This window comes from Ancylobacter sp. GW821-FHT10E12, from assembly GCF_058809335.1.
Map to the genome: position 1 here is coordinate 114,968 of NZ_JBXASN010000011.1, position 14,815 is coordinate 129,782.

The window sequence follows — 14,815 nt, forward strand, 5'->3', positions numbered from 1 at the left end:
CTTTAGGACGCCCGGACGGCCGATACCAGTCACATTGGAGTGTCGCCGACGCACGGAAGGGTGAAGTGGCGGCCGCGCCACGCGGCCGGGGCGCGGGGACTTCGGTCGAGGCTTTCGCGCTGCCGCCATGACGGCCGCCGATGGCAGCGACAGCACGCCGGGGCTCGGCGGCCGCAGCTTGCCGAGGCGGGGACGCGTCGGCACCGGTCCTGCCGGCCTCGCGGTTTGCCGGCGGCTCCCGGCACGATCGCGCGGGCAGGCCGAGAACCGGCGTGGGCGGCGGGGAGCCGTCCGCGCCGGATGGCGAAGGGTCAAGCCGCGAGATTGCGCAGCACGTACTGGAGGATGCCGCCGTTGCGGAAATAATCCAGCTCGTCCAGCGTATCGATACGGCAGGTCAGCGGCACGTTCTTCACCGTGCCGTCGGAGAACACGATCTCGGCCACCAGCGTCTGGCGCGGCTTCAGGTCGCCCTCGATCCCCTTGAGGGTGACGATCTCGTCGCCCTTCAGGCCGAGCGAGATCCACGAATCCTCATTCTGGAACACCAGCGGCACGATGCCCATGCCGACCAGGTTCGAGCGGTGGATGCGCTCGAAGCTCTGGGCGATGACGGCGCGGATGCCGAGCAGCTTGGTGCCCTTGGCCGCCCAGTCGCGCGAGGAGCCGGTGCCATATTCCTTGCCGGCGAAGACGACGGTCGGCACGCCCTCTTCCTTGTAGAGCATGGCGGCGTCGTAGATCGGCATTTCGGTGCCGTCCGGCCAGTGCCGGGTGAAGCCGCCTTCCTTGCCGCCCAGCATCTGGTTCTTGATGCGGATATTGGCGAAGGTGCCGCGCATCATCACCTCGTGGTTGCCGCGCCGCGTGCCGTACTGGTTGAAGTCGGCCGGGCGGACCTGGTGGTCGCGCAGATAGACGCCGGCCGGGCTGGCTTCCTTGATCGACCCGGCGGGCGAGATGTGGTCGGTGGTGATCGAATCGAGGAACAGGCCCATCACCCGCGCCTTGATGATGTCGGTCACCGGCTCCGGCTCGCGGGTCATGCCGACGAAATAGGGCGGGTTCTGCACATAGGTCGAGCGGTCGTCCCAGGCATAGGTCTCGCCCTGCGGGATGGCGATCTTCTGCCAGTTCTCGTCGCCCTTGAACACGTCGGAGTATTTTTCGAGGAACATCTTCTTGGTGACGTTCTCGCGGATGAACTTGGCGATCTCCTGATTGGAGGGCCAGATGTCCTTGAGATAGACCGGCTGGCCGTCCGAACCCGTCCCGAGCGGCTCGGTGGTGAGGTCGATCTGCAGCGAGCCGGCCAGCGCATAGGCCACCACCAGCGGCGGGGAGGCGAGGTAGTTCGCCTTCACGTCGGGGTTCACGCGGCCCTCGAAGTTGCGGTTGCCGGAGATCACTGCGCCGGCGACGAGGTCGTTCTTGTTGATCGCCTCGGAGATGTCCTCCGGCAGCGGCCCGGAATTGCCGATGCAGGTGGTGCAGCCGAAGCCGACCAGGTTGAAGCCGAGCGCGTCGAGGTCGGGCTGCAGCCCGGCATCGTTGAGATAGCCCTCCACCACCTGCGATCCCGGCGCCAGCGAGGTCTTCACCCACGGCTTGGACTTGAGGCCCTTGGCGACCGCGTTGCGGGCCAGCAGGCCGGCGGCGATCAGTACGCTCGGATTCGAGGTGTTGGTGCAGGAGGTGATGGCGGCGATGGTGACGTCGCCATGGCCGAGATCGAAGTCGGAATTGGCGACCAGTACCCGCTTGCCCGCCTCGCCCGGCTTCTTGAACTCGCCTTCCAGCGCGGCGAGGAAGCCGGCCTTGGTGCCGGAGAGCAGCACCCGGTCCTGCGGGCGCTTCGGGCCGGCGAGCGAGGGCAGCACCTCGCTGATGTCGAGCTCGAGGACGTCGGTGAACACCGGGTCGGCAATGCCGTCATGGCGCCACATGCCCTGCGCCTTGGAATAGGCGGCCACCAGCGCGACGCGGTCGGGGTCGCGGCCGGTCTCGTCGAGATAGGCGATGGTCTCGTCGTCGACCGGGAAGAAGCCGCAGGTGGCGCCGTATTCCGGCGCCATGTTGCCGATGGTGGCGCGGTCGGCGAGCGAGAGATGCTCGAGGCCGGGGCCGAAGAACTCGACGAACTTGCCGACCACGCCCTTCTTGCGCAGCATCTGGGTGACGGTGAGCACGAGGTCGGTGGCGGTGATGCCCTCGTTCATGCGGCCGGTCAGCTTGAAGCCGATCACCTCGGGGATGAGCATGGAGACCGGCTGGCCGAGCATGGCCGCCTCCGCCTCGATGCCGCCGACGCCCCAGCCCAGCACGCCGAGGCCGTTCACCATGGTGGTGTGCGAATCGGTGCCGACGCAGGTGTCGGGATAGGCGACGGTCTCGCCGTTCTCGGTCTTGGTCCACACCGCCTGGGCGAGATATTCGAGGTTCACCTGGTGGCAGATGCCGGTGCCGGGCGGCACGACGCGGAAATTGTCGAAGGCCGACTGGCCCCATTTCAGGAAGCGGTAGCGCTCCTGGTTCTGCTTGTACTCCTCCTCGACATTCTTGCCGAAGGCGGCGGCATTGCCGAAGAAGTTGACGATCACCGAATGGTCGATGACGAGGTCGACCGGCACCAGCGGGTTGATCTTGCTGGCCTGGCCGCCGAGATGCACCATCGCGTCGCGCATGGCGGCGAGGTCGACCACCGCCGGCACGCCGGTGAAGTCCTGCATCAGCACCCGCGCCGGGCGATAGGCGATCTCGCGCTCCGCCTTGCCGCGGTTCACCAGCCATTCCTTGATGGCGACGATGTCGTCCTTGGTCACCGAGCGCCCATCCTCGAAGCGCAGAAGGTTTTCCAGGAGAACCTTCATCGAGAACGGCAGCGCCGACACCCCGTCGAGGCCGTTCTTCTCGGCGTCCGGCAGGCTGTAATAGGTGTAGCTGTTGTTTCCGACGGAAAGGGTCTTGCGGCTTTTGAAGCTGTCGAGCGACGTCACGGTTGACTGGTCCTCGGTGAGAGTGGACTCGACACGCTCTTTCGACCTTGGACAGGAAGCGGTGGCGCGGGCTATAGCTCGCGCGGCCCCGCCTGTGGCCACGGCGCATCGTTCAGAATTCTATATAGAGCGATTTCAAACCACGATCCTAGAGGGCTGACGGGGTGCATCGGAAATTTGTGCGTCGCAGGAGGCCTTGTGCGGCGCGGGAGCGGCTCGATGCGGCTTGTCTCTAGGGAACTCGGCTGCCGGCGCGGCGCGCGCGAGCTGTTCCGCGGCCTCGATCTTGCCGTCGAATCCGGCCGCGCCCTCGTGGTCACCGGACCGAACGGTGCCGGCAAATCGTCGCTGCTAAGACTTTTGGCGGGGCTCGCCACGCCGGTATCGGGTTCCGTCCGGCTGGAGGGCGCTCCCGAGCCGGACGATTACCGCGAGCAGGTGCACTATCTCGGCCATCTCGATGCCCACAAGCCGGCGCTCGGCGCCGCGGCGAATCTCGCCTTCTGGCGCGACCTGCTCGGCCGCGGCCCCGCCCAGGGTTCCGCGCCGGGCGTGGAGGAGGCGATGGAGCAGGTCGGGCTCGCCGGGCTCGGCGCGCTGCCGGTGGCGGTGCTCTCGGCCGGGCAGAAGCGCCGGCTGGCGCTGGCCCGGCTGCTGGTCGTCGAGCGTCCGCTGTGGATCCTCGACGAGCCGACCACCGCCCTCGACGCGCGCGCGCAGGCCTTGTTCGCCTCCCTCGCGCGGGCGCATGTCGAGAAGGGCGGCCTGCTCGTCGCCGCCACCCATGCGCCGCTGGATCTCGGGCCCGGCGATTGCCTCGATCTCGGCCGGCCGGCCGTCCCGGTCGGGGAGGGCGACGCGTGACCCGCGCCTTCCTCGCCCTGGTACGGCGCGACCTCGCGCTCGCCCTCAGCGCCGGCGGCGGGGCGGGGCTCGGCGTCGTCTTCTTCCTTGCCGTGGTGGTCATCACCCCCTTCGCCATCGGCCCGGACCTCGCCCTGCTCGCCCGCATCGGGCCGGCGATCCTGTGGATCGGCGCGCTGCTCGCCTCGCTGATCGGGCTGGACCGGCTGTTCGCCGTCGATGCCGAGGACGGCTCGCTCGACCTGATGTACCTGTCCGAGCTGCCGATCGAGCTGATCGCCGCCGCCAAGGGGCTCGCCCATTGGCTGGCGACCGGCCTGCCGCTGGTGGCGGCGGCGCCGGTGCTGGCGCTGCTGCTCAACCTGGAGCCGGCGGCGATCGGCGCGCTGTGCCTGACCCTGCTGGTCGGTACCCCGGCCGTCACCTTCCTCGGCCTGGTCGGGGCGGCCTTCGCGGCCGCGTTCCGCCGCGGCGGGCTGCTGGTCGCGGTGCTGGTGATGCCGCTCACCATTCCGGTGCTGATCTTCGCGGTGGCGGCGACCGGGGCGGCGCTGGGCGGTACCGTGCCGTTCGGCGCGCCGTTTCGCATCCTCGCCGGCCTGTCGCTGGCGGCGGTGGTGCTCGGCCCGGTGGCGGCGGCAGCGGCGCTGCGCGCCACGCGCGAGTGAGCCACGCACATCCCCTAGCGAATCGCCGGCTCTGGCATACCAGGTGCAGCAATGCGCCGCAGGTGCGGCAAACCGTTGAAACGCCGCCGGTAACGTCCCGGCCGCCGCCGAACGGGCCGCTACGTCATTTGCCCACCCGAATCGATCCGCTCGCCGTGTTGCAGCCCACGGTGAGCCGTGTTAGGGAACCGCCCGACCTGATTGGGGGGCCCGCTCGGTCGGCCTCCCCGTTCGAGTTCAAAACCCTTGTAAATCCGGGTTCGGACCCCAGCCGGCACGGCTGCGGCGGACGACCCGAGAAGCCCGAGAGAGGCACGGTGGCGGAGACTTACGTATCCGGTGTGGCGGGGCGCTACGCGACGGCTCTTTTCGAGCTCGCGCGCGAGGCTGCCGCCATCGACGCTGTGAAGGCCGATCTCGATCGGTTCGCCGCCATGATCGCCGAGAGCGACGAGTTGAAGCGCCTGGTGCGCAGCCCCGTCTTCTCTGCCGAGGAGCAGGAGCGCGCGGTCGCCGCGCTGCTCGACAGGGTCGGCATCGGCGGTCTCGCCGGCAATTTCTTCAAGACGGTGGCTGCCAATCGCCGGCTGTTCGCGGTGGAGGCCATCATCCGCGGCTTCGACCAGCTGGCGTCGGCCGAGAAGGGCGAAGTCGTGGCCGAGGTCACGGTTGCCCAGACGCTTTCCGATTCCCACGCCGCCACCCTCAGGGAGGCGCTCGACCAGATGACCGGCAAGAGCGTGCAGCTCGCCGTCACCGTCGATCCGTCCCTGCTCGGTGGCCTCAAGGTCAAGATCGGCTCGCGCCTCGTCGACGCGTCGCTGAAGACCAAGCTCAATTCGATCCGCACTGCGATGAAAGAGGTTCGCTGATGGATATCCGCGCCGCTGAAATTTCCGCGATCCTCAAGGAGCAGATCAAGAATTTCGGCCAGGAAGCCGAAGTCTCCGAGGTGGGTCAGGTTCTGTCCGTCGGTGACGGCATCGCCCGCGTCTACGGCCTCGACAATGTCCAGGCCGGCGAGATGGTCGAGTTCGAGAACGGCACGCGCGGCATGGCGCTGAACCTCGAAATCGACAATGTCGGCATCGTGATCTTCGGCTCCGACCGCGAGATCAAGGAAGGCCAGACCGTCAAGCGCACCGGCGCCATCGTCGACGTGCCGGTCGGCAAGGGCCTGCTCGGCCGCGTGGTCGACGCGCTCGGCAACCCGATCGACGGCAAGGGCCCGATCTTCTACGAGAAGCGCTCGCGCGTCGACGTGAAGGCGCCCGGCATCATTCCGCGCAAGTCGGTCCACGAGCCGATGCAGACCGGCCTCAAGGCGATCGACGCGCTGATCCCGGTCGGCCGCGGCCAGCGCGAGCTGATCATCGGCGACCGCCAGACCGGCAAGACCGCCGTCGCGCTCGACGCCATCCTGAACCAGAAGTCGATCAACGCCGGCACCGACGAGAAGGCCAAGCTGTATTGCGTCTATGTCGCGATCGGCCAGAAGCGTTCCACCGTCGCCCAGTTCGTGAAGGTGCTGGAAGAGCAGGGCGCGCTGGAATATTCCATCGTCGTCGCCGCCACCGCCTCCGACGCCGCGCCGATGCAGTTCCTGGCGCCGTTCTCCGGCACCGCCATGGGCGAGTATTTCCGCGACAACGGCATGCACGCCCTCATCATCCATGACGACCTGTCCAAGCAGGCCGTGGCGTACCGCCAGATGTCGCTGCTGCTGCGCCGCCCGCCGGGCCGCGAGGCCTATCCCGGCGACGTGTTCTATCTCCACTCGCGCCTGCTGGAGCGCGCCGCGAAGCTGAACGACGAGAACGGCGCCGGCTCGCTGACCGCCCTGCCGGTCATCGAGACCCAGGCCAACGACGTGTCGGCCTATATCCCGACCAACGTGATCTCGATCACCGACGGCCAGATCTTCCTCGAATCCGACCTGTTCTTCCAGGGCATCCGCCCGGCGGTGAACGTGGGTCTGTCGGTCTCGCGCGTGGGATCCTCGGCGCAGATCAAGGCGATGAAGCAGGTCGCCGGCAAGATCAAGGGCGAGCTCGCCCAGTATCGCGAGCTGGCGGCCTTCGCCCAGTTCGGCTCGGATCTCGACGCCTCGACGCAGAAGCTGCTGAACCGCGGCGCCCGCCTCACCGAGCTCCTGAAGCAGTCGCAGTTCGCGCCGCTGAAGGTCGAGGAGCAGGTGGTGGTGATCTATGCCGGCACCAACGGCTATCTCGACGCCCTGCCGGTGAGCAAGGTGCGCGCCTTCGAGGACGGCCTGCTGCTGGCCCTGCGCTCCAAGCATGCCGACATTCTCGACACCATCCGCACCTCCAAGGAACTTTCCAAGGAGACCACCGCGAGCCTCGTCAAGGCGCTTGACGCCTTCGCGAAGACTTTCGCCTGATCATAGGGGCGGAGCCTCAAGGGGCACGGGAGTCGAAGGTACATGGCCAGCCTCAAGGATCTGCGTAACCGCATCGCTTCGGTGAAGGCGACGCAGAAGATCACCAAGGCGATGCAGATGGTGGCCGCCGCCAAGCTGCGGCGCGCCCAGACCGCCGCCGAGGCCGCGCGCCCCTATGCCAAGCGCATGGAGAGCGTGCTCGGCAACATCGCCGCCGCGGTGTCCGGCGGGCCGGACGTGCCGCTGCTGCTCACCGGCACCGGCAAGGACGACGTGCATCTCCTGCTCGTGCTCACCGCCGAGCGCGGCCTGTGCGGCGCCTTCAATTCCTCGATCGTCCGCCTTGCCCGCGAGCGCGCCAATACGCTGCTCGGGCAGGGCAAGACGGTCAAGATCTTCTGCGTCGGCCGCAAGGGCTACGAGCCGCTGCGCCGCCAGTTCGAGAAGCAGATCGTCGACTTCGTCGAGCTGCGCTCGAACAAGGGCGTCACCTTCACCGACGCGCAGGCGATCGCCGAGAAGGTGATCGGCATGTACCAGGCCGGCGAGTTCGACGTGGCGACGCTGTTCTTCAGCCGTTTCCAGTCGGTGATCTCGCAGGTGCCGACCGCCCAGCAGGTGATCCCGGCGACCTTCCCGGCCGCGGCTTCCGCCGCCGACGGCGCCGCCGCCACCTATGAATACGAGCCGGACGAGAACGAGATTCTCGCCGACCTGCTGCCGCGCAATCTGGCGGTTCAGATTTTCACGGCGCTCCTGGAGAACGGAGCCTCCGAGCAGGGCGCCCGCATGAGCGCCATGGACAACGCGACCCGCAATGCGGGCGACATGATCAAGAAGCAGACGCTGATCTACAACCGCACACGTCAGGCCCAGATCACCAAAGAACTGATCGAAATCATTTCCGGCGCCGAAGCGCTCTGACGGCAGCGCGGTCAAGGACAAAGGACGCATGAAAATGGCGAACACGGACGGACGCATCACCCAGGTCATCGGCGCCGTTGTCGACGTGCAGTTCGACGGCCATCTGCCGGCGATTCTGAACGCTCTGGAAGCCTCCAACCAGGGCAACCGCCTTGTGCTGGAAGTGGCGCAGCATCTCGGTGAGAACACCGTGCGCACCATCGCCATGGACTCCACCGAAGGTCTGGTCCGCGGCCAGCCGGTGTCCGACACCGGGTCGCCGATCATGGTGCCGGTGGGCGAAGCCACGCTCGGCCGCATCATGAACGTCATCGGCGAGCCGGTGGACGAGCTGGGCCCGGTGGTCGGCGAGATGAAGCGCGCGATCCACCAGGACGCCCCCTCCTATGCCGACCAGTCCACGGAAGCGGAAATCCTGGTCACCGGCATCAAGGTGGTGGACCTGCTGGCGCCCTATTCCAAGGGCGGCAAGATCGGCCTGTTCGGCGGCGCCGGCGTCGGCAAGACCGTGCTGATCATGGAGCTGATCAACAATATCGCCAAGGCGCATGGCGGCTACTCGGTGTTCGCCGGCGTCGGCGAGCGCACCCGCGAGGGCAACGATCTCTACCACGAGATGATCGAGTCCAAGGTGAACGTCGACCCGCACGAGCATGGCGGCTCGGCCGCCGGCTCCAAGTGCGCGCTGGTCTATGGCCAGATGAACGAGCCGCCGGGCGCCCGTTCCCGCGTCGCGCTGACCGGCCTCACCGTCGCCGAGCATTTCCGCGACCAGGGCCAGGACGTGCTGTTCTTCGTCGATAACATCTTCCGCTTCACCCAGGCGGGTTCGGAAGTGTCGGCGCTGCTCGGCCGCATCCCCTCGGCGGTGGGCTATCAGCCGACGCTCGCCACCGACATGGGCGCGCTGCAGGAGCGCATCACCACCACCACCAAGGGCTCGATCACCTCGGTGCAGGCCATTTACGTGCCGGCCGACGACCTGACCGACCCGGCGCCGGCCGCCTCCTTCGCGCATCTCGACGCCACCACCGTGCTGTCGCGCTCCATCGCGGAGAAGGGCATCTACCCGGCGGTGGATCCGCTGGACTCGACCTCGCGCATCCTCTCGCCGCTGGTCATCGGCGAGGAGCATTACACCGTGGCGCGCCAGGTGCAGCAGACGCTGCAGCGCTACAAGTCGCTGCAGGACATCATCGCGATCCTGGGCATGGACGAGCTCTCGGAAGAGGACAAGCTCACCGTCGCCCGCGCCCGCAAGATCGAGCGCTTCCTGTCGCAGCCCTTCCACGTCGCCGAGGTCTTCACCGGCTCGCCCGGCAAGCTCGTCGACCTCGCCGACACCATCAAGGGCTTCAAGGGCCTGGTGGAAGGCAAGTACGATCACCTCCCGGAGCAGGCCTTCTACATGGTCGGCACCATCGAGGAGGCGATCGAGAAGGGCAAGAAGCTGGCGGCCGAAGCGGCGTGATGAAGCTGTCCGGCCCTCGCACGAGGGCCGGAGCGACCGCCCGCTGACGCATCCGCCACGGTCATTGTGGCGCTGGAGGTAAAATGGCCAACTTCCCGTTCGAACTCGTCTCCCCCGAGAAGCTCGTCTATTCGGGCTCGGTGAGCGAAGTCATCGTTCCGGGCGCCGAGGGCGAATTCGGCGTGCTGGCCGGGCATGCGCCCTTCGTCTCGGTGCTGAAGCCGGGCGTGCTCACCATCAAGGGCGAGGGCCCGGTGCAGAAGCTGTTCGTGCGCGGCGGCTTCGCCGAGGCGAACCCGCAGGGCCTGACCGTGCTGGCGGAAACCGTCGTCCCGGTCGACGAGCTCAGGCCGGATCGTCTCGCCCAGATGATCAAGGACGCGCAGGAAGACGTCGAGGACGCCAGGGACGAGGTGACGCGGCTGAAGCGTCAGGGCTTTCTCGAAGCCCTGAAATCCGCCGCCGCCGCCGTCGAGGCGGATGCGCGCACCACGCATTGATCGGGTCCGGCGCCGCCGGCACTGCATTGGAAATCCGGAAAGGCCGTCCCCGCGTGACGGCCTTTTTCATGTCCGGGGAGAGATGCCATGGGATACGACATCGGACACGACATCGGTACGCCCTCCGGCGCGGCTTCGTTCAGCGCCGATGCCTGGCAGGCCAACCTGCCGGTCTATGAGGCGATCCGCACCATGGAGTTCAACGAGGCGCTGGCGGCGGGCACGCTGTCCACCGGGCGCTTCCGCCACTACATGGTGCAGGACGCGCATTATCTCATCGCCTTCGGCCGGGCGCTGGCCATCGCCGCCGCCAAGGCTGACGATGCCGACGGCCTGGTGCAGTTCGCCGAGGCCGCCAAGGTGGCGGTGATCGTCGAACGCTCGCTGCATACCGATTTCTTCAACAGCTTCGGCATCGCCCCGGCGGATTTCGAGGCGACGCACATGTCGCCGGTCTGCCACCATTATTCCAGCTTCCTGATCGCGAGCGCTTATGGCGAGCCCTATCCGGTGGTGCTGGCGGCGCTGCTGCCCTGTTTCTGGATCTATGCCGAGATCGGCCGCGACATACTCGGCCGCGCGGCGCGGCCCAATCCCTACGATGCCTGGATCGACACCTATGCCGGCGAGGAGTTCCACGAGGCGGTGCGCGCGGTGATCGCGAGCACCGACCGCGCGGCCGCGGCCTCCTCCCCGGCGGTGGTGGGGCGCATGCACCGGGCCTATGCCCATGCCAGCAGGCTGGAATGGATGTTCTGGGATTCGGCCTGGCGCGAGGCCGACTGGCCGGTCTGAACGCTTGCCGCAGGGCAGGGCGCAGGGGTGAGCCCGGGCGCAAGGGTGGGTGTGCGGCATGCCGCAGGGCCCGGCTGGGCGTGGGGCATGGCGCCTGCCGCCGGAAGATGCTTAATCTGGACGCGTCACACGGCGAGGCGCCGCGGGGGGTCATGGATCAGCATACCGCCGACAATCCGGTATCGGAGCGGGGACGTTCGGAGGCGCCGATCCGCGCGCGCATCCTGCAGGCGATCTTCGAGCGGCGCCTGCATCCCGGCGAGAAGCTGACCGAGGAGCGCGTCGCCGAACTGTTCGGCGTCAGCCGCACCGTGGTGCGCCAGGCGCTGGCCCGGCTGGCGCAGGACGGCATCGTCGAGCACCAGCCCAATCGCGGCGCCTTCGTCGCCGCCCCCAGCCGCGCCGATGCGCGCCATGTGCTCGACGCCCGCGCGGTGGTGGAGCCCGACATCGTCACCACGGTGGCCTGCTTCTGTTCGCCGGCGTCGATGGCGCGGCTGCGCCATCACGTGGCGATGGAGAACGAGGCCCGCGCCGCCGGCGAGCGGGCGACGCTGGTGCGGCTGACCGGCGAATTCCATATCGCGCTCGCCGAGGCGGCGGGCAATCCGGTCTTCGTGCGGCTGCTCACCGAATTGCAGGCGCTGTCCTCGCTCGCCATCCTGCTCTATGCGCGCGGCGAGCACGCCGCCTGTCCGCCTGACGAGCACGCGCTGATCGTCGAGGCCATCGAGGCCGGGGACAGCGAGGCGGCGGCGCAGCGGATGCGCGCGCATATCGCGCATGTGGCCGAGGAGCTCGATCTCAGCGAGCCGCGCCAGCGCCCGCAGGGGCTCGCCCAGGCATTGGGCATCCAGCCCGGCGCGCCGCGCCTGCCGCGCCCGCGCGGAACCGAGTAGCCGGGCGGGGGCGGCCTGCCTCCGTCGGCGGGTTTCGCGCCGGCGGCGGCGATAACGCAAACACCGCCGGAGCGCCTGGCGATCCGGCGGTTGTCGCTATGCTTGCGGCAGGTACAGCCCGATCGCGCCGGCCGGCGCGGAGAACGGACGGGCGCGCGGCGTTGCGCGCGCCGTTCGCTCAGCGGCGACGGCCCGGAGGCGGGCGACGCTGGCCGGATCCGATCGGCGGGGTCGGGCCGCCGGTCTTGTGGCGGAAATTGATGCGCCCGCGCTCGAGGTCGTAGGGGGACATCTCCACCACCACGCGATCGCCGACGATGGTGCGGATGCGGTTCTTCTTCATCTTGCCCGCCGCATAGGCGAGAATCTCATGTTCGTTGTCGAGCACGACGCGGAAGTTTCCGTCGGGCAGCACCTCGGTCACGGTGCCGTCGAACTCGAGCAGTTCCTCTTTCGCCATTCCTGGCTCTCCTCGTCCAAAGTCTTTTTCGAGCCTGCCGTCAGGGGAATAGCCTGACGGCGGCGCTTTGTCTTCTCCGAAGCGTGGCGCAACCGGGTGGAATCACCCGATCGCGCGCAATTCGCTCCGGCCATGATCGCCGGAACCCCGGTTCGTCCCGCCCGGCCCGTGCCGATGCGGGGCAACGGGGCCTAGCGGGCCGGTCCGCGCGACTTGAACGGCCGCTCGCCGCGCGGGGCACCGTCGCTGCGGCCGCCCTCGTGACGCGCACCTTCGTGACGCGGGCCCTCATGGCGTGCAGCTTCGTGACGCGCACCTTCATGGCGCGGCCCGTCGTGACGCGGACGCTCCCCGCGCGGGTGTTCGCCACGCGGACGCTCGCCGCGGGGATGCTCGGGACGGGCATCGCCCCGCGCCGGCTGCATGAAGCGCACGCCGCCCATGTCGCCGGCCGCACCGCGGCCTTCCGGGCGGGCATCGCCGCGGCCTTCGCCGCCGCGATATTCGGGACGGCCGGCCGGGCGGCCGGCGCGCGGGCCGGGACGCTGCGAGCGATCGCCGTCGCGGCGCACGGCGCGCGGGTCCTGCGGGATGCGGTCGTTGAAGCCTTCGCGCACCGGGCGACCCTCGCGGCGGGATTCACCGCGGCGGTCGACGCTCGGAATGGTCAGCTTGATCAGCCGTTCGATGTCGCGCAGGAAGGCCCGCTCCTCGCCGTCGCAGAAGGAGATGGCGATGCCGTCCGCCCCGGCGCGCGCGGTGCGGCCGATGCGGTGGACATAGCTTTCCGGCACGTTGGGCAGGTCGTAGTTGATGACATGGCTGACGCCGGGCACGTCGATGCCGCGCGCGGCGATGTCGGTCGCCACCAGCACCTTCACCTTGCCGTCGCGGAAGGCGGCGAGCGCGCGCTCGCGCTGCGGCTGCGACTTGTTGCCGTGGATCGCCTCGGCGGCGATGCCGGCGACGGTCAGCCCCTTCACCACGCGGTCGGCGCCGTGCTTGGTGCGCGAGAACACCAGGGCGCGGTCGAGGCCCTCGCCCTGCAGCACTTCGATCAGCAGGTCCGGCTTGCCGGCGCGGTCGGTGAGGAACACCTTCTGCTCGATCTTGTCGGCGGTCTTGGCGACCGGGGTCACCGCGACGCGCACCGGATCGGTGAGCAGGGCGCTCGCCAGCTTCTCGATCTCCTTCGGCATGGTGGCCGAGAAGAACAGGTTGCGGCGCTGCTTGGGCAGGCGGGCCACGATGGAGCGGATGGCGTGGATGAAGCCCATGTCGAGCATCTGGTCGGCTTCGTCGAGGACGAAGATCTCGACCTGGTCGAGCCGCACGGCGTCGTTCTCGACGAGGTCGACGAGACGGCCGGGGGTGGCGACGAGCACGTCGACGCCGTTCATCAGCGAGCGGGCCTGGCGGCCGAGCGGCACGCCGCCGATGGCGAGCGCGGTGGAAGGCCGCACATGCTTGCCGTAGTTGCGGAAGCTCTCGAGGATCTGGCCGGAGAGTTCGCGGGTCGGGCTCAGCACCAGCGCGCGGCAGGCGCGGCGCTCGGGGCGGCGGCGGTCGGTGACGAGGTGGTGGAGGATCGGCAGCGCGAAGGCGGCGGTCTTGCCGGTGCCGGTCTGGGCGATGCCGACGAGATCACGCCCGGCGAGAACCTGGGGCACGGCCTGCGCCTGGATCGGCGTCGGGGTGGTGTGCTCGGCCTCGGCCAGCGCTTTCAGAATGGGCTCGGCAAGGCCGAGCTCGGAAAAGGAGGTCAATGAATGTTCTTTCATGGAGCGGCGTCCGGCCGCGCGCGTCAATTGCGGGCGATCCGTCTGTCGCGGGATGGTGGGACACCCCGCGTAGCCTGGGACGTCGGCGAAACTGGATGATCAGGGGCCGAAGACTGCCGCGGCATGGTGCCGAAGCGGAAATCGAGCGACGCGGCCCCGATACGAACGCGGATGGTTCGCCCGTTTCGTATGCGAGCCCTATGTGGCGTAAAAAAGCGAGGATTTCAAGGCGTCGCGGCCCCTATATAGGTGGAAGCGCGCCGACAGGCGCTTTTCGTCAGTCAGGCCGCCGCCGGCGGGCCCGAAGGAGCGCTCATGTATCCCGACGTCGTCGACCTGCGCAGCTTCTACGCTCAGCCGATCGGCGTGGTGGCCCGCCGGCTGATCGGCCGTGCGGTGCGCCAGCGCTTCGACAATGTGCGCGGCCTCTCGGTGCTCGGCATCGGCTATGCGACGCCCTATCTCGGCGTGTTCCGCGAGGAATGCGAGCGTGCGCTCGCCTTCATGCCGGCGGCGCAGGGGGTGACGCGCTGGCCCTCGCGCGCGCCGACGCTGGCGGCGCTGGTCGACGAGACCGAGCTGCCGTTGCCCAATGCCTCGATCGACCGGGTGATCGCGGTGCACCTGCTGGAGATGACGCCGGACGCCGCCGACGTGCTGCGCGAGGTCTGGCGGGTGCTGGCGCCGGGCGGGCGCCTGCTCTGCGTGGTGCCGAACCGCCGCGGCGTGTGGGCGCGGGCCGAGAACAACCCGTTCGGCCATGGCAGGCCGTATTCGCGCAGCCAGATCACCGTGCTGCTGCGCGAGGCGCTGTTCACCCCGGTCGGCTGGGGCGAGGCGCTTTACGTGCCGCCGGTGGCGCGCACCTGGTTCCTGCGCTCGGCGGTGGCGTGGGAGCGGGCGGGCGCGGTGCTCGCCCCGCCCTTTGCCGGGGTGCATATCGTGGAAGCGACCAAGCAGGTCTACAAGCCGGTGGCGGTGAAGCGCCGCGCGCGCATGCGGGTGCTCTCCCCGGTGCTGGCGCCGCAGCCGGCGGGCGGGTGAGGGCTCGCGGCA

The 14,815-nt window shown here is 68.8% G+C and carries 13 protein-coding genes; 10 read left to right on the forward strand and 3 right to left on the reverse strand.

The window, feature by feature from the left end:
- Nucleotides 1-311 precede the first annotated feature (311 nt).
- Entirely contained in the window at nucleotides 312-2,996 is a 2,685-nt protein-coding gene (gene acnA, locus AC1RU4_RS16330; protein ID WP_492892168.1) for an aconitate hydratase AcnA, read from the reverse strand.
- A gap of 219 nt (nucleotides 2,997-3,215) precedes the next feature.
- Here acnA and ccmA point away from each other — a divergent pair, with 219 nt between their 5' ends.
- The 9 genes from ccmA to AC1RU4_RS16375 all read left to right on the forward strand — a co-directional run bounded on the left by ccmA (nucleotide 3,216) and on the right by AC1RU4_RS16375 (nucleotide 11,518).
- On the forward strand, nucleotides 3,216-3,860 hold the full coding sequence (ccmA, locus tag AC1RU4_RS16335) for a heme ABC exporter ATP-binding protein CcmA (RefSeq protein WP_492892169.1): 645 nt from the start codon (nucleotides 3,216-3,218) through the stop codon (nucleotides 3,858-3,860).
- Nucleotides 3,857-4,528 (forward strand): heme exporter protein CcmB, encoded by a 672-nt coding sequence (gene ccmB / locus AC1RU4_RS16340; protein ID WP_492892170.1) that lies wholly within the window; start codon nucleotides 3,857-3,859, stop codon nucleotides 4,526-4,528. The genes ccmA and ccmB overlap by 4 nt, the downstream gene beginning before the upstream one ends.
- A 317-nt stretch (nucleotides 4,529-4,845) precedes the next feature.
- Complete coding sequence (locus AC1RU4_RS16345) at nucleotides 4,846-5,400, forward strand: F0F1 ATP synthase subunit delta (protein WP_492892171.1); 555 nt, start codon at nucleotides 4,846-4,848, stop codon at nucleotides 5,398-5,400.
- Complete coding sequence (atpA, locus tag AC1RU4_RS16350) at nucleotides 5,400-6,929, forward strand: F0F1 ATP synthase subunit alpha (RefSeq protein ID WP_492892172.1); 1,530 nt, start codon at nucleotides 5,400-5,402, stop codon at nucleotides 6,927-6,929. Before AC1RU4_RS16345 ends, atpA begins: the two co-directional genes overlap by 1 nt.
- 42 nt (nucleotides 6,930-6,971) lie before the next feature.
- Nucleotides 6,972-7,853 carry a F0F1 ATP synthase subunit gamma gene (locus AC1RU4_RS16355; RefSeq protein WP_492892173.1) on the forward strand — a complete coding sequence of 294 codons (882 nt, stop codon included), beginning with the start codon at nucleotides 6,972-6,974 and terminating at the stop codon, nucleotides 7,851-7,853.
- 34 nt (nucleotides 7,854-7,887) lie between these two features.
- Complete coding sequence (gene atpD / locus AC1RU4_RS16360; RefSeq protein ID WP_492892174.1) at nucleotides 7,888-9,324, forward strand: F0F1 ATP synthase subunit beta; 1,437 nt, start codon at nucleotides 7,888-7,890, stop codon at nucleotides 9,322-9,324.
- An 83-nt stretch (nucleotides 9,325-9,407) separates the two neighbouring features.
- Nucleotides 9,408-9,824 carry a F0F1 ATP synthase subunit epsilon gene (locus AC1RU4_RS16365; protein WP_492892175.1) on the forward strand — a complete coding sequence of 139 codons (417 nt, stop codon included), beginning with the start codon at nucleotides 9,408-9,410 and terminating at the stop codon, nucleotides 9,822-9,824.
- 87 nt (nucleotides 9,825-9,911) lie between these two features.
- Nucleotides 9,912-10,619 carry a thiaminase II gene (gene tenA, locus AC1RU4_RS16370; RefSeq protein ID WP_492892176.1) on the forward strand — a complete coding sequence of 236 codons (708 nt, stop codon included), beginning with the start codon at nucleotides 9,912-9,914 and terminating at the stop codon, nucleotides 10,617-10,619.
- A gap of 152 nt (nucleotides 10,620-10,771) precedes the next feature.
- Complete coding sequence (locus AC1RU4_RS16375; protein WP_492892177.1) at nucleotides 10,772-11,518, forward strand: GntR family transcriptional regulator; 747 nt, start codon at nucleotides 10,772-10,774, stop codon at nucleotides 11,516-11,518.
- Between the two features lie 178 nt (nucleotides 11,519-11,696).
- Here AC1RU4_RS16375 and infA read toward each other — a convergent pair whose 3' ends face one another.
- Together infA and AC1RU4_RS16385 are read right to left on the reverse strand one after the other, a co-directional pair.
- Complete coding sequence (gene infA, locus AC1RU4_RS16380) at nucleotides 11,697-11,978, reverse strand: translation initiation factor IF-1 (protein WP_013168254.1); 282 nt, start codon at nucleotides 11,976-11,978, stop codon at nucleotides 11,697-11,699.
- Between the two features lie 191 nt (nucleotides 11,979-12,169).
- Nucleotides 12,170-13,759: a DEAD/DEAH box helicase gene (locus tag AC1RU4_RS16385; protein WP_492892178.1), complete on the reverse strand. Its 1,590-nt coding sequence runs from the start codon at nucleotides 13,757-13,759 to the stop codon at nucleotides 12,170-12,172.
- 315 nt (nucleotides 13,760-14,074) lie between these two features.
- Here AC1RU4_RS16385 and AC1RU4_RS16390 point away from each other — a divergent pair, with 315 nt between their 5' ends.
- Nucleotides 14,075-14,803 (forward strand): class I SAM-dependent methyltransferase, encoded by a 729-nt coding sequence (locus AC1RU4_RS16390; RefSeq protein WP_492892179.1) that lies wholly within the window; start codon nucleotides 14,075-14,077, stop codon nucleotides 14,801-14,803.
- Nucleotides 14,804-14,815: the final 12 nt, after the last annotated feature.